General features: G+C 35.2%; 21 protein-coding genes. 11 read left to right on the forward strand and 10 right to left on the reverse strand.

What is annotated here, in order from left to right:
• Positions 1–127 precede the first annotated feature (127 nt).
• Entirely contained in the window at positions 128–628 is a 501-nt protein-coding gene (gene tpx, locus CLV73_RS05915) for a thiol peroxidase (RefSeq protein ID WP_100375928.1), read from the reverse strand.
• Between the two features lie 170 nt (positions 629–798).
• On the opposite strand from tpx, the gene CLV73_RS05920 reads away from it, so the two are divergent.
• Positions 799–3018 (forward strand): NADP-dependent isocitrate dehydrogenase, encoded by a 2220-nt coding sequence (locus CLV73_RS05920; protein WP_100375929.1) that lies wholly within the window; start codon positions 799–801, stop codon positions 3016–3018.
• Positions 3019–3219: 201 nt separating this feature from the next.
• Here the strand turns inward: CLV73_RS05920 and CLV73_RS05925 are convergent, their stop codons facing one another.
• Entirely contained in the window at positions 3220–3555 is a 336-nt protein-coding gene (locus CLV73_RS05925) for a winged helix-turn-helix transcriptional regulator (RefSeq protein WP_100377001.1), read from the reverse strand.
• Between the two features lie 103 nt (positions 3556–3658).
• Here CLV73_RS05925 and CLV73_RS05930 point away from each other — a divergent pair, with 103 nt between their 5' ends.
• The 7 genes from CLV73_RS05930 (at position 3659) to CLV73_RS05965 (ending at position 9357) form a co-directional block, all read left to right on the forward strand.
• Positions 3659–4405 (forward strand): SDR family oxidoreductase, encoded by a 747-nt coding sequence (locus tag CLV73_RS05930; RefSeq protein ID WP_169925737.1) that lies wholly within the window; start codon positions 3659–3661, stop codon positions 4403–4405.
• Positions 4406–4591: 186 nt separating this feature from the next.
• Entirely contained in the window at positions 4592–5578 is a 987-nt protein-coding gene (locus tag CLV73_RS05935) for a heme-binding domain-containing protein (protein ID WP_100375930.1), read from the forward strand.
• A complete protein-coding gene (locus CLV73_RS05940; protein ID WP_100375931.1) occupies positions 5578–6018 on the forward strand; it encodes a hypothetical protein in 441 nt (146 codons plus the stop codon). The genes CLV73_RS05935 and CLV73_RS05940 overlap by 1 nt, the downstream gene beginning before the upstream one ends.
• 136 nt (positions 6019–6154) lie before the next feature.
• Complete coding sequence (locus tag CLV73_RS05945; RefSeq protein WP_100375932.1) at positions 6155–7171, forward strand: sensor histidine kinase; 1017 nt, start codon at positions 6155–6157, stop codon at positions 7169–7171.
• Positions 7152–7916 (forward strand): LytR/AlgR family response regulator transcription factor, encoded by a 765-nt coding sequence (locus tag CLV73_RS05950; RefSeq protein ID WP_100375933.1) that lies wholly within the window; start codon positions 7152–7154, stop codon positions 7914–7916. Before CLV73_RS05945 ends, CLV73_RS05950 begins: the two co-directional genes overlap by 20 nt.
• Positions 7917–8060: 144 nt before the next feature.
• Entirely contained in the window at positions 8061–8834 is a 774-nt protein-coding gene (locus CLV73_RS05960; RefSeq protein ID WP_100375935.1) for a DUF1223 domain-containing protein, read from the forward strand.
• A gap of 130 nt (positions 8835–8964) precedes the next feature.
• Positions 8965–9357: a DoxX family protein gene (locus CLV73_RS05965; RefSeq protein WP_100375936.1), complete on the forward strand. Its 393-nt coding sequence runs from the start codon at positions 8965–8967 to the stop codon at positions 9355–9357.
• A gap of 159 nt (positions 9358–9516) precedes the next feature.
• Here CLV73_RS05965 and CLV73_RS05970 read toward each other — a convergent pair whose 3' ends face one another.
• From CLV73_RS05970 to CLV73_RS05985, 4 genes are all read right to left on the reverse strand, one after another.
• A complete protein-coding gene (locus CLV73_RS05970; RefSeq protein WP_100375937.1) occupies positions 9517–10707 on the reverse strand; it encodes an MFS transporter in 1191 nt (396 codons plus the stop codon).
• 56 nt (positions 10708–10763) lie between these two features.
• Positions 10764–11765, reverse strand: coding sequence for an aldo/keto reductase (locus CLV73_RS05975; protein ID WP_100375938.1), 1002 nt, complete (start codon positions 11763–11765; stop codon positions 10764–10766).
• 88 nt (positions 11766–11853) lie between these two features.
• Positions 11854–12759, reverse strand: a complete 906-nt coding sequence (locus tag CLV73_RS05980) for a helix-turn-helix domain-containing protein (protein ID WP_100375939.1) — start codon at positions 12757–12759, stop codon at positions 11854–11856.
• Between the two features lie 121 nt (positions 12760–12880).
• Positions 12881–13303: a hypothetical protein gene (locus tag CLV73_RS05985; RefSeq protein ID WP_100375940.1), complete on the reverse strand. Its 423-nt coding sequence runs from the start codon at positions 13301–13303 to the stop codon at positions 12881–12883.
• Between the two features lie 321 nt (positions 13304–13624).
• Here CLV73_RS05985 and CLV73_RS05990 point away from each other — a divergent pair, with 321 nt between their 5' ends.
• A complete protein-coding gene (locus CLV73_RS05990) occupies positions 13625–13912 on the forward strand; it encodes a GNAT family N-acetyltransferase (RefSeq protein WP_100375941.1) in 288 nt (95 codons plus the stop codon).
• Here CLV73_RS05990 and CLV73_RS05995 read toward each other — a convergent pair whose 3' ends face one another.
• On the reverse strand, positions 13913–15007 hold the full coding sequence (locus CLV73_RS05995) for an MBL fold metallo-hydrolase (RefSeq protein ID WP_100375942.1): 1095 nt from the start codon (positions 15005–15007) through the stop codon (positions 13913–13915).
• 141 nt (positions 15008–15148) lie between these two features.
• Here CLV73_RS05995 and CLV73_RS06000 point away from each other — a divergent pair, with 141 nt between their 5' ends.
• Together CLV73_RS06000 and CLV73_RS06005 are read left to right on the forward strand one after the other, a co-directional pair.
• Complete coding sequence (locus tag CLV73_RS06000) at positions 15149–16684, forward strand: S41 family peptidase (RefSeq protein ID WP_228424257.1); 1536 nt, start codon at positions 15149–15151, stop codon at positions 16682–16684.
• Between the two features lie 8 nt (positions 16685–16692).
• The gene (locus tag CLV73_RS06005) at positions 16693–17256 is read left to right on the forward strand and encodes a YdcF family protein (RefSeq protein WP_100375943.1); all 564 of its coding nucleotides are present in this window, start codon (positions 16693–16695) and stop codon (positions 17254–17256) included.
• A gap of 37 nt (positions 17257–17293) precedes the next feature.
• Here the strand turns inward: CLV73_RS06005 and CLV73_RS06010 are convergent, their stop codons facing one another.
• From CLV73_RS06010 to CLV73_RS06020, 3 genes are all read right to left on the reverse strand, one after another.
• Positions 17294–17887 (reverse strand): hypothetical protein, encoded by a 594-nt coding sequence (locus CLV73_RS06010; protein ID WP_100375944.1) that lies wholly within the window; start codon positions 17885–17887, stop codon positions 17294–17296.
• An 18-nt stretch (positions 17888–17905) separates the two neighbouring features.
• On the reverse strand, positions 17906–18406 hold the full coding sequence (locus CLV73_RS06015) for an RNA polymerase sigma factor (protein WP_100375945.1): 501 nt from the start codon (positions 18404–18406) through the stop codon (positions 17906–17908).
• A gap of 127 nt (positions 18407–18533) precedes the next feature.
• The gene (locus tag CLV73_RS06020; RefSeq protein WP_100375946.1) at positions 18534–20594 is read right to left on the reverse strand and encodes a M4 family metallopeptidase; all 2061 of its coding nucleotides are present in this window, start codon (positions 20592–20594) and stop codon (positions 18534–18536) included.
• Between the last annotated feature and the right edge of the window lie 23 nt (positions 20595–20617).

A 20617-nucleotide genomic window follows, 5' to 3' on the forward strand; every position in this document is an offset into this window, starting at 1 on the left:
AGTCAGCAATTGTGATGTTAATACAGATTTCTCCTTTCGTCGAAATGACAGTTCATCATTTATGCTCAAAGAAAAGTCCTGCGAAAATTTTTCACAGGACCATCGTAGAAATTTTATTTCTGTTATCTTATTTTAAAGCTGCTAAAGCTGCTTCATAATTTGGCTCATGTGCAATTTCTGAAACCTGCTCCGTATAAACCACTTTATTATTTTCATCGGTAACAATTACAGCACGGCTCAAAAGCCCCTGCATTGGAGAATCAGTGATGGTCACTTCATAATCATCTCCAAAGCTCCCTCTGAAATCTGAAAGCGTTTCTACATTATTCAAACCTTCAGCTGCACAGAATCTGCCTAAAGCAAAAGGCAGGTCCTTAGAAACATTTATTACAACAGTATTTTCTAAATTCGAAGCTTCTTCATTAAATTTTCTTGCAGAAGCCGCGCAAATTCCTGTATCAATAGACGGAAAAATATTGAATACTTTTTTCTTTCCGTCAAAATTCTCCAGAGTTTTCACGTTCAGTCCGGAATCTACCAGAGCAAAATCCCTGATGGTTGTTCCTACCGATGGAAGACTTCCTATTGTATGTATTTCATTTCCTTTTAAAGTAATCGTCGTTGACATAAATTTATTTTTTAAGTTTTTCAAATTTAATCAAAATGATGGGCTTTTTAACCTTACAGAAGGTTAAATTAATCTTAAAATGGAAAATCTTATTTAGGATTAGTCTTAAAAATTTAATTTTTAACTAAATTTGTGAGTCTTAAAAAAATCAAATAATAAATAACAGTATAATGTCAGACAAATCAAAAATCTATTACACCCTTACGGATGAGGCTCCAATGTTGGCGACACACTCGTTTTTACCGATTGTAAAAGCTTTTACAAAATCAGCAAATATCGAGATCGCAGTTCCGGATATTTCTTTGGCTGGAAGAATTTTAGCCAACTTCCCTGAATTTTTGAAAGATGATCAGAAAATCGGTGATGCTTTGGCTGAATTGGGTCAATTGGCTACTCAACCTGATGCAAACATTATCAAATTACCAAATATTTCGGCATCCGTTCCTCAGTTGGACGCAGCAATCGCTGAATTACAGGCTAAAGGTTTTGCAGTTCCCAACTATCCTTCAGAGCCTAAAAACGACGAAGAAAAAGCAATTAAGGCTAAATATGCCAAAGTGTTAGGAAGTGCCGTAAATCCTGTGTTAAGAGAAGGAAATTCTGACAGACGTGCCCCAAAAGCTGTTAAAAACTATGCAAAAGCAAACCCTCACAGAATGGGTGACTGGGCTTCTGACAGTAAAACAGATGTTGCCCATATGAATGAAGGTGATTTCTACGGAACTGAAACTTCAACAACATTAGAAAATGCTACAAAATATAGAATCGTTTTCAAAGGAAACGACGGTGCTGAAACTCAATTAAAAGATTTCGCCGCGCTTCAGGTTGGAGAAGTTATTGATTCTTCTGTGATGAACTTAAACGCTTTGAAAGCTTTTGTACAGGAAGCTATCGAAGAAGCTAAAAACAGAAACGTACTTCTTTCTGCTCACCTGAAAGCTACGATGATGAAGATCTCTGACCCTATTATTTTCGGGGCTGTCGTAGAAACCTTCTTCAAAGACGTTTTCACTAAATATGCTGAAACGTTCAAATCTTTAGATATTAATCCAAACAATGGTCTTGCTGATCTTTTCGAAAAAATCAAAGGAAGTGCTCAGGAAGCTGAAATCAAAGCTGATATTGAAGCGGCTTTAGCAAACGGACCAAGAGTGGCAATGGTAAATTCTGATAAAGGAATTACGAATTTCCACGTTCCTTCTGATATCATCGTTGATGCTTCTATGGCTGCTTTGGTAAGAGGCGGAGGTAAAATGTGGAACAAAGAAGGAAAAGAAGAAGATACAGTAGCAATCATTCCGGATCGTTCTTATGCAGGTTTCTATCAGGCTGTAATTGATGATATGAAAGCGCACGGAAAATTAGATCCAACAACAATGGGCTCTGTTCCAAACGTTGGTCTAATGGCTCAAAAAGCTGAAGAATATGGTTCTCACGATAAAACTTTCCAGGCTTCTGCTGACGGAACTATTGAGGTTCAGGACGAAAACGGAAACGCTCTTCTTTCTCAAAAAGTAGAAAAAGGAGATATTTTCAGAATGTGTCAGACTAAAGATGCTCCGATTCAGGATTGGGTAAAATTAGCAGTAAACAGAGCTAGGCTTTCTGATACTCCTGCTATTTTCTGGTTAGACAAAGGAAGAGCACACGATAGAGAAATCATTAAAAAAGTTGAAAAATATTTAGCAGATCACGATACAAACGGCCTAGATATCAGAATTCTTGATGTAAAAAATGCAATGACAGAAACATTAAGAAGAGCACGAGAAGGAAAAGATACGATTTCTGTTTCTGGAAACGTATTGAGAGATTATTTAACTGACCTTTTCCCAATTCTGGAACTTGGAACTTCTGCTAAAATGCTTTCTATCGTTCCATTGATGAACGGTGGTGGTTTATTTGAAACAGGAGCAGGAGGTTCTGCTCCGAAGCACGTTGAGCAGTTCCTTGAAGAAGGTTATTTAAGATGGGATTCTTTAGGAGAATTCTTAGCACTTCAGGCTTCTTTAGAGCATTTAGCACAAACTCAGGGAAATACAAAATCTCAGGTTTTAGCTGATGCATTGGATGAAGCAAACGCTAAATTCTTAGCTACCGATAAATCTCCTGCTAGAAAAGTTGGACAAATCGATAATAGAGGTTCTCACTTCTACTTGGCAATGTATTGGGCAGAAGCACTGGCAAACCAAACTGCTGATGCTGAATTAGCTGCTCAGTTCGCTCCTGTTGCTGAAGCAATGAAAGAAAACGAAGAAGTGATCAACGCTGAATTAATCGGTGCTCAGGGTAAACCACAAAATATTGATGGTTACTACAAAACGGATACTTACAAAACGTATGCAGCCATGAGACCAAGTACAGTTTTAAATGAAATCATCGACGGAATCTAATTTTCGGTTTTGATATAAAAAAGAAAAGCTCCTTTTTAAAGGGGCTTTTTTATTTGGAATGGAGATTCATACTTTTTTAAACTTATATGAACCACCCCGTCAAAAATTCTTACGAATTTTCTTCATCCCTCCAAGGGAGGGGAATTATAGAGGATGTTTATCATAAAACTACCTGAATTTTAAATCGGCATCTATTACCTATTACCTATCTCCCACAATCACTCTTCGGTGCTCTCTTCCCCAATTGATCATTTCCTGAATGATGTTTCCAAACGTTCTGCAATATTCTGTAGGTTCATACTCAATTAAAACAGGAGTTTCCGGGTAAACGGTTCGTTTTACCAATTTATTCAGTTCCATATCTTTCAATTCTTTTGAAAGCATTCTTGTTGTAATTCCGGGGATACTTCTTTCAATTTCACGAAAACGCCTGTTCCCGTTACAGATTGAATTAATTACCGGAATTCTCCACTTTCCTCCAATAAAGTAAAGGGTATCCTGCAATGCTCTAAGTTCTTCGGTCTGATCTCTTTCCATGTCTGCAAAGTTAAATGATATCATTAATGATACTGATATACTCTGTGATACTGATTACAAAAGTATATCAATTTGAAATAACTTTGTCAAAAATTTTAAAGAAATGAATAAATTTAATAACAAACTAGCCATTGTAACAGGCGGTAACAGCGGAATCGGGTATGCAACCGCAAAAGAATTATTGGCAGAAGGTGCACAAGTAATCATCACAGGAAGACGAAAAGAAGCCGTTGAAAGAGCAGCAGAAGAATTGGGAGCAATCTCATTTGTGGCAGACCAAGCTAAGCTAGAGGACATTGATGCCTTAAAAAAAGAAGTTGAGGCGCAATACGGAAAAGTGGATATTTTATTTATCAATGCCGGAATTACAGGTGGCTTAGTTCCTATTGAAAATATGTCTGTTGAAAATTTTGATAATGTAATGAATATTAATTTCAGAGGAGCCTATTTCACTTTAAGCAAATTCATTCCTTTGTTGAACGATGGGGCTTCTGTTGTAGTTTTATCATCCATTGTAGCTTCAACTTATAAACCCAACAGTTCGGTGTATCAGGCGAGTAAAGCAGCTTTAAATTCTATAGCAAAAACAGCAGCAGCAGAATTAGCACCACGAAAAATCCGTGTCAATATGGTAAGTCCCGGACCAACAAAAACCGAAATCATGAATAAAGCAGGCTTAGACGAAAACACTTTAAGTGGTTTAACGGATTATCTCATCAATGAAATTCCGTTAAAAAAAATGGGAACTGCAGAAGATGTCGCCAAACTCGTAACTTATTTATCAGATGATGCTCATTCAAGTTTTATCACCGGAACAGAAATCATTGTAGACGGAGGAATGATTTTATAATCTAAATTTCTTATCCCTTGGAATGCGGCGGCTGGAAGTTTTTCAAACTTCCAGCCGCCGCATTTTCCTCTTCAACATTCAACTTCAAAAATTCCACATTCACCTTTCGATTTGTCCGGTTCACCTAATTCAGGATTTTAAAACCTTCTTCAAGTCCCTATTTTTGGTCCATAAAAAATCAATATTATGGACTCAGTAAAGAAAAAAAGAAACGTAAATCTCATTGCTACAGTATTTTTAGCAATCCTGGGAATATTCGGAATTTTACAGCTTTTCAATAAGCCAATAGAAGGAAAATCTGTTTCAAAAAAAATTGAAGCGCCCCGTGAGGTTCTCGCTATTCTGGAAAACTCATGCTTTGCCTGTCATTCCAATGAACAAAAATTGAGTTGGTATGATAAAATTGCACCAATCTCTTGGAGTGTGGATAAAGATGTAAAGAGAGCGAGAGAAGTTCTTAATTTTTCAAAATGGGATTATTATTCTGCCGGTGAGCACAAAGGAAGAATGTATGCAATTCTTAATATGATGCAAAGCGGAAAGATGCCGCTTCATGAATATACGCTGCTTCACCCATCTGCAAAGATCACTCCTGAAAATATTGAAACGATAAGAAAATATACACTTTCACTTTCCGGTGTTGCTCCCACAAAAAATGAAGTGAAAGACATTCATCAGAATACTGAAACATCAGAAAAAATGACCCCATCAAAATTTCCGGTTTCTCCCAATGGTATAAAATATACGGATGAATACAAAAAATGGAAAGTCATCAGCTTGAGCACTCTTTTTGACAATTCAATCCGTGCTATTTACGGAAATGACATTGCGGTAAAAGCCATCGAAACAGAAAATTTTCATCCCTGGCCAGACGGAAGTGTTGTCGTAAAATCTGTGTGGAAACAAGAAAATTCAGCCAATGGAGAAATCAGAGCCGGAGACTTTGTGAATGCTCAGTTCATGGTTAAAGATTCTAAAAAATACACCGATACTGAAGGTTGGGGATTTGCAAAATTTTCAGGAAATGATCTTCATCCGACAGGAAAAACAGCCTCATTCGCAAAAGAATCGTGCATTGCCTGTCACAGACAATTAGCCGAAAAAACAGGCTACCTGTTTGATGTTCCTATGAAAATAAATACCGAAAGATTAATTAAAAACCTACAGAAATAATGAAAAAAATATTCCTAATCATCGTATCAATTTGTGCCATATTCACTGCCTGCAAAATAGATGAACCTGATAAAGACTTAAAACGAATAGTTTTTGATCCCGGAAATTTACAATTCATCTCGACCTCATTAAATCCAACCAAAGAAACTTCATCCGCATTATATGGAAATCAGGAAGCTTTGAATTCTTTAATGAATGGAAATCATCAGCCAGATCCCAATTCTGAATTTAAACTGGTTACCTGGAAATACCATGAAAATCCGCAGTACATCGGAGGAACCATCACAGGAGAACTGCTAAGTATAGAAACTCTCAGCGTTGATAAAAACGGAAATATTTCCTACAAGATTCAAAATTCTTCAGAAAAAGAAAAAATCCAGCCGAATAAAAAGGAAAGAATACAATATATTTTGAGTTACAAGCCTGTCGTAAGACCTTAAATAAAAGTAAAAATGAAATCTGAAAGTCTGGAGTTGAAAAATCAGCTCCGGATTTTTGGGTGAAATGTAAATTATCAATTCACTATTACATTCAAAGCATTTTACCTACCTTAACACCTTAAAATCCGCAGTTGTCATGCAACAACAAAAAATAAAAATCTCACAGGCCGTCATTTGGATAAGTTCCCTGTTTTTGGGAATATTATCTTCAGTTCCGCAATTGGCTTCCCATGCATTCAACTGGGAAGAAGCGGTAGTGAATTCAGCTATAACGGCTACATTTTCAGTGATGATGTGGTACCTCAATATTTATATGCTGAACCGGAATTCAGGAAAAAGACGTCAAAATATTTCCTACTCAAGGCTCATGGTTGTTCTCGTTTTTGGAATGGTAGTGATGCTTGGTTTGGCATGGATTCAGCAGCTTATCTTATCGCATATTAATTTTGGTCCGACCATGTTAATGATCGAAGTTCGAGGAATTCTAATTAACCTTGTATGTTATATGTTCCTCACTTTATTGCAAAATAATTATGCCGGACAACAGGTTCAGCTTGAGCTGGAAAAAGTGAAAAGCGACAATCTCGGTGCCCAGTTTGAGTTATTAAAACAACAGATCAATCCGCATTTTCTTTTTAACAGTTTAAATACATTAAAATCTATGGCAGAAACAAATGATTCTGAAACCGTAGATTTCATCATGAAGCTTTCTGATTTTTACAGATTTACCCTGGAAAGCAGAAAATTGGATCTAATTACGGTTCAGGAAGAAATGAAAATTATCGATTCGTATATTTTTCTACAAAAAGCCCGTTTTGGCGAAGGAATTACACTTACCCAAGAATTAAATGAAGATGTCATAAAAACATTAATTCCGCCTTTCACATTACAATTATTAGTAGAAAACTGTATTAAGCACAATATTGTTTCACAAAGCAAACCTTTGCACATCAAAATCTATAATTCTGAAAATAAAATCGTTATCGAAAATCCAATTCAGAAAAAAATGACCATTGAAGATTCATTAGGAATCGGACTTGATAATGTAAAATTACGTTATCAGCATCTGCTAGAACAGGAAATTGAAATTAATTCCGATGAAAAAACCTTCCAAATAAAACTTCCTCTTATCCATGAATATAATCATTATTGAAGACGAATTCAGAGCCGCAAAATCCCTTCAGAACTTAATCGCAGAATTAAAACCTGAAGCAAGAATCATTGGAGTTTACGACAGTATTGAAATGAGCATTGAAGCTCTGAAAGACAGCAAACCCGATCTTATTTTCATGGATATCCATTTGTCAGACGGACTATCCTTTGAAATCTTCAAGCAGGTCGAAATCACCTGTCCTGTGGTTTTTTGTACTGCTTTCGATCAATATATGCTCGATGCTTTTAAAAGTAAAGGTGTCGATTATGTTTTGAAACCATTTTCACGTGAAGATATTGCCGAAGCTTTCCGAAAGGTTGACGAATTAAAGAAATTCTTCCAGAAAACAGAACTTCCTGAACTGGAAGCTCTTTTACAGAAAATTACACAACCCCAAACTCCTGCAAAATCAAGTTTTTTGGTTTTTAAAAATCAAAAATATACTACCATTCCAACGGAAAATATTGCGTATTTCTTTATTCATAATGAAATTACGCATCTTATGACCTTTGACAAGCAACAGTTTCAGCTTACCCAAACTCTGGGACAAATTGCCGAACAGGTTTCTCAAAAACAGTTTTTCAGAGTCAACAGGCAATACATCATCAATTTCAGTGCAATCAAAGAAATGGAGCATTATTTTCAGAGAAAAATCCTTGTGAAATTAACCGTTGAAACTCCTGAACAGCTCCTAATCAATAAAGAGAAATCCCACAGTTTTTTCACCTGGCTGGAAGACCGTTAAGACCTCAAACTTTCATCTTTCAACTTCTTGCTAAAAATCTTAAGTTTATAAAATACAGGTTCACCATTCATTTTGTCCGGTTGAACCTTTTTTGTATTCTTTCGCCCCGGAAAGGTATCTACTTTTGAATCAAAATTAAAAGAAATGATACTAAAAAATCTAATAGGAACGGTAGTTTTCATAGCATTGATGTTCACCGTATCCGCGTTCGTTTACCAAGAAAATAAAAAAACGGCACCACAAAGTACCTCAACAAACAATAACGGATTTGCCGTATTGGAATTATTCACTTCCGAAGGCTGTTCAAGCTGTCCTCCTGCAGATAAGTTAATGGGGGAAATCGAAGAAAAATACAAAGATCAGCCAGTTTATATCCTCTCTTATCACGTGGATTACTGGAATCATCTGGGCTGGAAGGATAAGTTCAGCAGTGCAGAAAATTCCAAACGCCAACAACAATATGCCCAGATTTTACATTCACAGGTTTACACGCCACAATTGATCGTAAATGGTAAAAAGGAACTTATAGGTTCTGATCAGGATGCGGTAGAAAGTTCAATCCAAACCGCTTTATTGAATTCCAATAACGCTAAAATCGATCTGTCTGCAAAGGTTACTGAGAAAGAAATTAATGTAAACTTTAAAACTTCAGAAAGTAATTCTCAAAATAAATTGTTCATCACTTTGGTTGAAAAAAAAACCTCTACCAACGTACAAAGAGGTGAAAATGAAGGCCGTCATCTGATTCACTGGCAAATTGTTCATCAACAGAATCAAATTGCTTTAAAAAACTCTACGGCAGGAACAACAAACTTCAAACTTCCGGAAAATTTCAACATGAATAACTGGGAAATTATCGGAATGATCCAGAATATGAAATCAGGAGAAATTCTTGGTTCCGCAAAAGTTTCTTTCTAAGACTCTTCTGCCATTCTGAATGGAGCGAAATGAAGAATCTATTATTAAAGTTATGATTCTTCCTTCGTTAAAATGGCAGGAATTTGTAAAAATCATTATAAAAAATATTAACAACTTAAAACAATAAAAAATGGAAACAAAAACAGCAAAAATCATCTTTTGGTCAGGCGCAATCTTTATATCACTTTGGTTTGGAGCAAGCGGCTTCTTTGAACTGACAAAAAATCCGGTAGTTTGGAATATCACTCAACAATTAGGTTATCCACCGCATTTCATTTATATTTTAGGTGTATTTAAATTATCCGGAATTATCGTTTTACTGATTCCTAACAGATTCTTAAGATTAAAGGAATGGGTATTTGCAGGAATGTTCTTTGATATTATATTCGCCTTTTTCTCCAAAATTGCAGTGCTTGGTTTTCCGGCAACCATTGATGCCATTGTGGCCTTCACAGTACTTTCTATAACCTATTTTATGTTTAGAAGAATCTATGATCAGAAATTAGTGTTAGAAAGAATTTAAAGTAAAAATAAAACTCATCCGTCTTTTATAAAACAAATATCAACTTTTCAAATTACTTATGTAAAAATAAAACCTCTCAACATCTGAGAGGTTTTATTGTAGAAAATTATAAATAGAAAAATATAAATATTGATGTCAACCATTAAAATTTATGCGAAATTAAGCGTGTGCTTTTCTTATTTTAATCATGCTTAAAATGATCAGTCCTAAAACACCTAAAATAAAATAACCTTCCGCCACCTGCAACTGAATCTGTGGCTTTATTACCGCTGCAATTCCGTAGCTTATTGCTGATGTGATGATAAAGGCAATTCCGCCGGTCAAACCTCCTGCAATCCCTGCAGAATTCGGGAATCGTCCTATACAATAAGAAAAATAGTTATTAAATATAAATCCTGCTGTCACATGAATTAAAAATGCAAATGCAACCAAACTGTAAATATTGCTTGAGAGATAAGAAGCCACAAACATCAAAATGATTAAAATCAATTGCATGAAATTAGCATACCGGATTTTAGGTAAAAACGCTTTATTAATCAATGCCTTCCCTAAGAATCCACCTGTCATCCATGCAAAACCAAGGATAAGGGAAACGTAGCCTGCCACCACTTCTGAGTAGCCCATTTTATGCTCAATGATGAAAGATCCACACAAATTGAAGAACATAATCATTGAGTAGCTTAGTCCGCACATCAGCATTCCGTAAAAGAAATCTTTTGCTTTAAACATCGATTCATATTCTTTTAATAAGAATTCAATATGAAAAGGATTTCTTTTTTTCAATGTTTCTCCCGAGAATATCAATTCTAAGATTAAAAGCAACAAACTGTACCCCGCCAAGACATAGAAATTGGACTGCCATCCGAAATTTTTCTGCAAATATCCTCCGATAAACGGTGCAATGATTGGCCCGACAGACCATACAATGGTCATGATGCTCAAATAATGTTTCCGTTCATCTCCTTCATAGACATCCACAAAAAATGCCCTTTTGGAAACCACGGCAAAGCCAGACAAAATTCCCTGCAATACACGCATCGTATAGATTATAAAAATATTCTGAGTAGTTGCTGTTATTAAAAATGACACTACAAATAAAGCCAGTGAAGCCATTGAAACTTTATATCTTCCAAAAGAATCAACAATACTCCCTGCAAAAAACTGGGTGAGTCCGTAACTGATTAAAAATATGGATAAAGTGAGCTGAATATTACTTTCCGTCTGATGCAGTTCGGTTGCCATACTCGGCATGGAAGGCAGATAAATATCGGTTGCCAGACCCGACATCGGAATGACTGCAAATGCTAAGATTGTAGCAATAAATTTATTTTTTTCTTTAAGTGTTACCATTCTTCATTAAGAATTCAGATTCCCAAATGCTCGGGAACTGAATTTTCTGTAATTTTTTAGTTATTTACCAGTTTCATAGATCCTTCATTGTATCTTTCTCCAGTATTTGGATATTTTTTCAGGATAGCATCAATAGTTTCCAAATCAGATTTGGAAAGTTCGAGATTGATGGCCTCTACATTCTCTTCTAAATATTTGATACGTTTAGTTCCAGGAATCGGAATAATATCTTCACCTTGGTTTAGTACCCACGCAAGAGCCAACTGAGTTCCCTTCACGCCTTTTGAAGCTGCAAAATCATTGATTTCTTTAGCCAAATTCTTGTTATTTTCCAAATATTCTGTCTGATAGCGTGGTAATGATCTTCTGAAATCTTCATCTCCAAAGTTCTGAACATCGTTGATATTAGAGAAAAGCCCTCTCGCCAAAGGAGAATAAGGAACTAAAGCAATTCCCAGCTCTCTGATTGTTGGCAGAATTTCTTTTTCAACATCTTTTGTTAAAATAGAATATTCTGACTGTAAAGCGGTAATCGGATGAATTTTATTTGCTTTTCGGATAGATTCCGCGGAAGCTTCTGACAATCCCAAATATCTGACTTTTCCTGCCTTTACCAGATCTGCCATTGCCCCTACCGTTTCTTCAACAGGAATATTAGGATCTACTCTGTGAGCATAATACAAGTCGATCTCATCAATCTTTAATCTCTGAAGACTTAGGTCAACCGCCTGCTTGATCCATTCCGGAGAACCATCAAAATAAGTTCCTGGAGCTCCGCTGTGACTTGCTTTTCCGTCTTTAAATCTGAACCCGAACTTTGTAGCAATAAAAATTTTATCACGGTTCGGAACCAATACTTTGGAGATCAGCTTTTCATTTTCCCCATTCGCATACATATCTGCCGTATCCCAGAAATTCACTCCTAGATCCAAAGCTCTATGTAATGTATTAATACTTTCCTGTTCATCTGTCGGTCCGTACGCAAAGCTCATCCCCATGCATCCCAAACCAATAGCCGATAATTGTTCTTCTGTGTTTCCTAATTTTCTAAATTTCATGATATGCTGTGATTTTAAATTTACAGGACAAAATTATAACCGAAATGCAAAGATTCTGATATAGAATTCAAACGAAGAATTATAAAATTCAAACAACAGAAGTCCGAACAGCATTGGGAGTCATTCCCGTCTGTTTTTTAAAGTAATTGGTAAAATAAGCAGGTTCTTCAAATCCCAGTCCGTAAGCAATTTCAGAAACGTTCCAGTCTGTATGCTTCAATAGTGCATTCGCTTCCTGGATAATTCTTGAGGTGATTTGCTGACTTGTTGTTCTTCCCGTAATTTCCTTTACGGAACGGTTGAGCGAATTGACATGAATGGACAAGTTTTCTGCATAATCCACCGGACTTTTCAATTTTAAAAATCTTTCCGGGCTATCGATCGGGAATTGTCTTTCCAATAATTCCATGAATAGAGAAGCTACCCGTTGAGAAGCATTCTGATAAGGTTCAAAATTTTCCGCAGGATGCATCTTCATGGTTTCATGGATCAAAAGATGAAGATAAGCGCGCAGCATATCGTATTTATGTAAATAATCTGACTGGATTTCCGTCATCATTTTAATAAAGATATCCGAAACGGTTTTCTGCTGTTCCTCATCAATAAAGAAAATAGGAGTTCCTCCAATTCTGAAAAGCGGTGATTCCTGAAGTGTTCCCAACCGGTTTCCATCATGTAAAAACTGATCGGTAAAAAGGCAGAAAAACCCTTTCTGATCGTCGTCATCCGCGTCCCATGAATAGGGAATCACAGGATTTGAAAATAATAATGCAGGCCTGTCCACGTGAATCCACTTATCTGCATAATGAAGCTTTCCTTTTCCAATAATTAGTGAAATTTTGTAATAGTCTCTTCTGCTATACGGCGTAATGGATGAACAGTTTTCACGTGAAAAAACATTGAAGTGTCCTACTCCCGGAGTTTTGATACATTGTAAACCTTGGTTCTGAGCATTTCGCTCGTAAAAACCTTTTATTGTTTCTCTGGATTCCATGGTTCAAAATTATAAAATTCAAACATAAGTTGTGTAAAAAAATAATAACCATTGATAAAATAAAAAATGGCTAACCTTTCGATTAGCCATTTTAAAATTGAATGTATAGTTGATAATTGGTTTAATGATGATGCCCGTTGCCTTTTTCTTTATAGATATAGACCTTTTTATTCCCTTGCTTGTATTTTTTATTATTATTCTTATTACGGTTATAAACGGCCACCGGATTTTGTCCTTTATAATATTTATTTTTGAATTTTAAATACTTATCAGGTCCTAAAATTCTTTCCAGCTCAAAATATCTGTCTTCTCTCCATCTATCGGGATTATTGACATATACTCTATTCCATGAATTGTAATCATGGTATCTATCATTCAGAACATAAATCTGGTTAGCCTGTGTCTGCGACAGCACCAAATCGGTAATTACGGATGCCCAGTTGATATCTGTTATACTTCTTCTGTAATCGTTATAATAATCTGACTGTGCATATGTTAATCCAAATGTCCCGACAAGCATTGCTGTTAATAATAACTTTTTCATTTCATGCGTTTTAAAATTAAACTACCTATTAATTTTCAATTAGAATGCCAAATCAGTTTTAAATTCCGTTCAAAAATATAAGAATTTGATAATCTGAATGATATATTTCAATCAAAGGAATATATTTTTTGAATTTCCAGGTAAATTAACCTCTCTGTTCTTTCAATAAAAATAGATTGTCAAGATTTTCAGTTCCTTAATTTCTTAATAATTAGTTTTAAAAATAGCTAAAAAACAATTATTTTTCATTTTAAATTTGTAATTTTAAGAAGAGAAAAACAATAAAACCTCATTTTTTTAACCGCCAAAAATCTCGATATTATGGAAAATATAAAATTTGAAATATCTCCATATCAGGACGAATTGCAGATATTGATTGATGAAAAAAAAGCCGGTTATATGTCCATAGAAATTGACGGAAGACTTCTTATTGTATATTATACCAAGCTTAATGAAGAGGTGGAGGGAAAAGGATACGCCAAAATGCTTTTAGACGAACTGGTACGCTATGCCGAAGAAAAAGATCTGCTCGTAGATCCAGAATGTGATTTTGTGAGACAGCAATTCGAAAATCATCCGGCAAGATATAAAGGAATCTGGCACGCCTGATCAATCTTCCCACCAGATTCTGAACTGCTGATCTTCTTTATTGAGGTCAACAGGTTCACCAATCATAGGTGTTAAAATATTCAGTTTTTTTTCTTTTCCAAGTCGCAGTACTTTTTCCAAAGGCTCATTCCATGGATGCAGTGCCAATGCAAATTTTGAAGAATGTACCGGAATGATCTTCTTTGCCTTCACGTCTATACTTGCCTGAATTACATCTTCCGGTAAGGCATGAATGTATTTCCAGGCTTCATTATACTGCCCATTCTCCATAATGGCATAGTCGAACGGACCAAATTGCTCTCCGATCATTTTAAAATGAGTATCATATCCACTATCTCCTCCTAAAAATATTTTTTTGGTAGGTGTTTCCAACACATAAGAGGTCCAAAGCGTAACGTTTCTTTGTGTTTTTCTTCCTGAAAAATGTCTTGCAGGGGTAAATATTATTTTAATATCATTCTTTAGAATAATTTCAGCTCCCCACTCTTCTTCAATCAATTGTTCCGGTTTATACCCCCATTTTTCCAAATGAGCACCCACGCCAAGAGGTAAAATAACTTTTCCTACTTTATCTTTAATTGCTTTTACGGTTGGATAATCCAAATGATCATAGTGATCATGAGTAATGACCAAATAATCGGTGTTGGGAATATCTTCCGGTTTGAAAATATCGGCTCCTGCAAATGCTTTATTGAAAAATTTAAACGGAGAACCATACAAACTGAGCACAGGATCAATTAAAAAAGAAACGCCATCGGTTTGAATAAAATATGATGAATGCCCCATCCAGATGAAAACATTTTTATCTTTTGAAAGGTTTTTCAAATCTGTATGAATGGACGGAAGATTTTTTACAGGTTTTAAAAGCGGATCTTTCTTTTTGAAAAAAAAATCAGACATTACTTTCGGCATAGAATACCCTTCTGTAAGCGAAGGAGTATAGCTTAAATTCTGAAACTTTTTATCTTTAAAATGTTTTGACTGCTGCATTCTTTTCAGTCTTTCTCCTTTGGCTTCCGCCCCGAAAACATCCTGACTGGTCACTATAAAATACAGGATGATTAAAACCGTTATTGTAACAAGTATAAATATCATTTTCTAAATAGTCAAATGTATGACATTATCTTCTATGACGGATCAACAAAAAGAATACCTTTATTTTTTACTTAATTTTATGTAAAAAGCAAAACAATATTCTAAACTTTTATAAATTAGCCCATTGAAATTTCAAAAACATTGAGAAAGTTTTCCCCTATTATATTATTCATTCTCATTCTTTCATCCTGCTCATCTGTAAGAAAGCATAATGAGCAGAGAAGTTCATGTATTCCTCCTGAAGAACTGAAGGAAGATGTAGACTATGCTTACGCCAAAATCAAGGAAATGCATCCCAGACTTTACTGGTATATTCCCAAAAAACAGTTAGATCATAAGTTTGACAGTCTTAAGCAAACCATAGATCAGCCTCTTACCCCACTTGAATTTTATTTTAAGCTGCAGCCTGTAATTGCCAGTATAAAAGAAGGGCATCTTTCTTTAAGAATTCCGATAAAAAAATTTACAAAGAAAGAACTCAAATCTCTGGAAAATAAGAAGGGAATGTTCAGCCGGTTTGAATATTATGTAAGCGGAGAACATTTATATATCATCGAAAACAAAGATTCGATCGAAAATATAAAACCGGGAACTGAAATTTTAAAAATAAACGATGTTCCTGTACCTGTCTATTTAAAAAAATATAAAAATCTCATCAGCAGTGACGGGTACAATACTACTTTTCAGCCTTATTTTTTAAAAGATATATTCTTTAATTTTTACAGCGCAGAGTTTGGCTTTAATGATACCGCAAAAATTGAAACCCTTTATGATAAAAAAATAAAAACCTACATTTTAAAAAGAGCTGAAAAATCTAAAACCGATTTCGAAAAAGATAAGGAACAAAAAAAGAAAACACTGGAAAGAAAGGTAAATGACTATGTTGCCTTTAATGATTCTTATAACCGTACTTTCAAATTCCTGGCTCCTGACAGCAGTATAGCCTATATTAAAGTCAAAAGTTTTTCGAGAACCTATTCAGAAAAATTCTATAAAGAGGCTTTTGCCAAAATTAAAAATGCGAAAGCAAAATACCTCATCATAGACATCCGTAATAATTATGGCGGATCTTTGGATGAAATTAACAACCTGTATTCTTATTTGGCTTCTGAACCATTCACCTTAATTAAACGCTCTCAAGTTACTTCAAAAAGCAGTCCTTTAAAAACCAATTATTTCAGAAAAAGCAATGCGCTAAACTACACTTTTAAAAGCTTGCTGTATCCCGCTTTTCTTGTAAGTCAGACGATGAGCACCTATAAAAAAGACAGTATTGTTTATTATAAAATGAAAGCGGACCGCGAAACCCAACCCCAAAAAGATGCTTTTCACGGAAAGGTTTTTGTACTCATTAATGGAGGTAGTTTTTCAGCGTCATCCATTATAGCTGCAAAACTTAAAAATGATAAACTTGCTACTTTAGTAGGAGAAGAAACAGGAGGTGCTAATGACGGCACTATTGCGGGATTTTATTCTTATCAGAAGTTACCTCATTCCAAAATAAGCTTACCGATCGGCTTGGCTTTGGTACAGCCCAATATCTCTTTTACCAACACGGAAAGAGGAGTGATTCCAGATGTTACCATTACAGAAAACATTCAGGATATTTTGGATAAAAAAGACCGCCAGATGGAATGGGTGATGAAGAAAATCGTAAATGATAAAAATGGAAAATAATCATTTTGATGAATAAAAATATTTTTAAATTCTTTAAAATTCTTGCTTCTGTAATCATCTTATGGTTTCTTGTTCATTCCCTATACATTACCATTGATGGCTTTTCTGATTCTGGACAGAATGCTGATCTTGCTGTTATTTTAGGAAATAAGGTAAATGAAGACGGGACTTTATCAAAGAGATTAGAAAAACGTCTGGAAAGCGGGATCGATCTATATGAAAATCATCGCATAAAAAAGATTTTAGTGAGTGGCGGATTGGGAAAAGAAGGATTTTATGAAGGAGACAAAATGAAGGAATTTCTTGTTGAAAAAGGTATTCCCGATTCTTTGATCATTGTTGATAATCATGGAGACAATACAAGAGCCACCGTTATCAATGCTCTAAAGCTAAAGCCACAGTTAAAATTCAACAGCCTCATTATTGTCTCTCAGTATTTTCATGTGACACGAACCAAAAAACTATTTAAAGATCAGGGGTTTGAAAATGTAAGCAGTGTAAGTCCAAATTATTTTGAATTCAGAGATTTTTATTCGATTGTAAGAGAATTTCCGGCTTATTACACCCAATAAGAAAGCTTCGGCGGGCTAAAAGCCCGCCGAAGCTTTCTTATTTTTTAAATTCTGTCACAAGACTTTCAATCTGTTCAATATATTTTCCGTAAAAACGATGAAACCAGTATTTTCCCATCAGAAAGAGTGCAGATAAACCAATCACAACCGAACCTATTAATAATACAGCTGTTTTAAGTTCACTCAAAGGTTTTGAATGTGGTATAAATTCAATGACAATAATCATTTCGCAAACCAGGAAAGGTACAAAGCTTAAATAGAAGGAAATATAATATTGTTTATTGAGATAAAATTGCTGCAATAAATCTTTCAAGGAATCATAGGTACTCATTTCAGTATTGCTAATTTCTTTATAAAGCTTAAAAAACTTACTAAAAAAGAACCCAATTACAAATGCCATCGAAACAATCAAAACAGATAGATAAAATTGTAGTTTAAAAGTTTTACAGGACAAAACAGCAAAAAAAGCGATGATGAAAGTTATCAAAGTGTACCAAAACTCTTTACGCATATTCTTTCGCACTTTCTCTAGCGGCAAATTAATTTTATTTTTTTGCTCAATACTTATCTGCGGAGCTTCTTCAAAAGAATCGTCTGCATTCCAGGTATTTTTCAGTTCATCTATATTCATGATAATTGATTTAAAAAATTAGTATTTATTGGTGTTCAGAATATCCTTTAACTTATTCTTGGCACGGTTCATTTTTACTCTTACATTACCTTCAGAAATTCCCATTTGTTCAGCAATCTGCTTTCCGGAAAAATCTTCTAAATAATAAAAAATAAATGCTTTATCGATCGGGTTAAGCTGATGAATAGCCCGATACATTTCCTTCAGCTTCTCTTCTTTGTCATGATCATACTCATCCTGTACAATTTTATAATTAGAAACATTATCGTTTTCTATAAAGCTTCTTTTCTTTTCGGATTTCAGAAATATGATCGCGGTATTAAGAGCAATTCTGTACAGCCAGGTTGCAAATTCGCTTTCCCCTTTAAAACCACGATATGCCTTCCATACCTGGTACGTAATTTCCTGAAAAAGATCGTCGCGGTCATCCTTTTCATCCACATACATTTTGGAAATCTTAAAAATGATTCCTTTATGCCTTTCGATCTTTTCTAGAAATTCCTGTTCTAATGAGGTCATGATTTTCGTTACTCTAAAGAGTTAGTTGCAATTAAAAAAAATTGTTACAGCTTTTGTGAAAATAAATAAAAAAACCCGGCAGAAATATTTCTGCCGAGCTTCCATTGTGTTTTTTGATCGTGAAAATTTATTCTACCACTATCTTTTTAGAAATAGCAGTACCATTGAAACTAATTTTAATTATATAAACTCCTTTCTGAAATCCGTTGATTGTAATTTTATTGTTCTCTTTATTTAATTTTTCTAAACCCCTTACTAACTTTCCTGAAACATCATAAATTTCAAATGTTGCTTCATATTTACTGTTATTATTTATTGTGAATAAACCATTCTTTACAGGATTCGGATAGACAGTGATATTCTGTGCATCAGATTTTGTGATTTCATGCACTGCTAATAAACTTGCACAATTACCTAATCCTACTGCACACCAAGCATTTTCTACCTGCTGTAATTCGTTACTGCCTGTTCCGTAAAGAGCTATAGCTGCTTGCTTTGAAGCATTATAAAGGTTTAAATAGGTCGCATTTGCAGTAAGATATCCTCCCGTTAAAGTTTTAAATGCTATTTTTTCGGCTTTTTGTATGGTAAGACCGGTAACATTATATGCTGTTCCATTATCATTTGTTCCGGCTCCCCCTACCGAAAGCAGATAAAACCATTTATTTCCTACTCCGCTATTGGTATGCACTCCTCCATTGTCCGCAGCTCCGGCAGCTGTACTTTGCCAATATGTTCCATTGTATGTATCAGGCTGCTGTGAGCTAAGTACTGCAGGTCCCGTTTTTGGTGCAGCCATACTTCTCAAATAACCTGGCGCAAAATTACACAGTCCTTCCCCGATTGTCCAGTTAGCTTGTGAAGGTGCTGCATAAAACTCGATACTGGTTCCTAAAATATCAGCAAAAGATTCGTTAATTGCTCCGGACTCACCTTGGTAATTCAGTCCTCCTGTTCCGTTAGTAGCTACAACTAAATGTGAATATTCGTGACCTCCTACGTCAATTCCGGCAAAGGGATTGAAGGCTCCAGGACTGGATGGAAGATTTCCATTCCCATACGCCATAAAATGCACCTGTCCTCCGGTACTTGTACCGAAAGTAATAGCAGTTGCATTTGCACCATATCCTGCAGGTGTAGGGTTTGCCTGACCCGGCTGATTAAAAATAGAAAAGTCTACATTATAATAATTGGCAATTGCAGTACCGTTTCCGTCAAAACTATTTCTGTTTAGTACAGTACTGTAAAAATCGTTGGCTTTTTGTATCGCCCAGTGGATCTCTACAGGAGCTTTAGTAGATGTAGCTGTAAAGTTAGCCGTAGAGCTAGTATATTCTACAGGACCAGATGCAGGAAGAACATATCCCTGCGCATCCAAACCGTATCCACCTGCACTTCCCAAATTTGTTCCATCCAAAGTCCATACTTTTCTTGTATTATCTTTTAACCTATAGCTTCCATTGTAAGAATCTACGGTCATATTTTGATTTCCTTTATAGTAGGTGGTACTTAAAGATGGAGTATCTGCATTATGAATAAGAGACATTTCATTTACAACCTGTTTCGTAGTATTGTCAATATAATAAGTTTTCGAAAAAACAGTTGCAATCATTGAAGATGCAGATACCATTGTACTGCTGTTTATTTTTAATCCTGTTTGAGTATTTGTTTTAGATATAACACTTTCCGCAGGTGATAATGTAATTTTCTCAGAAGAGGTTTTGGAAACCGCTGCAATGGTATTTTTTAGCTCATCCTGAGAAAGAGGGGCTACAACGACAGGAATATCTATATTTCTAACAAATTCTCCATTTACATACACAACCTTTCCATCTTTTTCGTGAATAACAATGATATCATCCTGAACTTTTATGCTTTTATAAAAATGTTGATACATTGTTTTTTTAACCCCTAAATCATCCTCCCACGTCTTTACAATTTTAAAGGTGTCATTACTCTGGCAACCTAACCATTTTCTCAAATCTGTTTCAAGACCTCGGGAAGAAGTATTGTAATCGGTAAAATCAGAATAGAAAGTTCCTAATTCTGAGGTGTTCACTATTTTAGGTAAATTCTCAGCAGAACTTTCCGATATTCTTGTATTTTGAGAATAAACCAAAGAAAACGGCGCAACGCCGATCGAAAATGTAAAAATCAAAGCTTTAGCAATAGTAACTGTCTTTTTCATATTTTATTTTTGATTAAATCTGA

The sequence above is a fragment of the Chryseobacterium geocarposphaerae genome (assembly GCF_002797535.1).
Lineage (GTDB): Bacteria > Bacteroidota > Bacteroidia > Flavobacteriales > Weeksellaceae > Chryseobacterium > Chryseobacterium geocarposphaerae.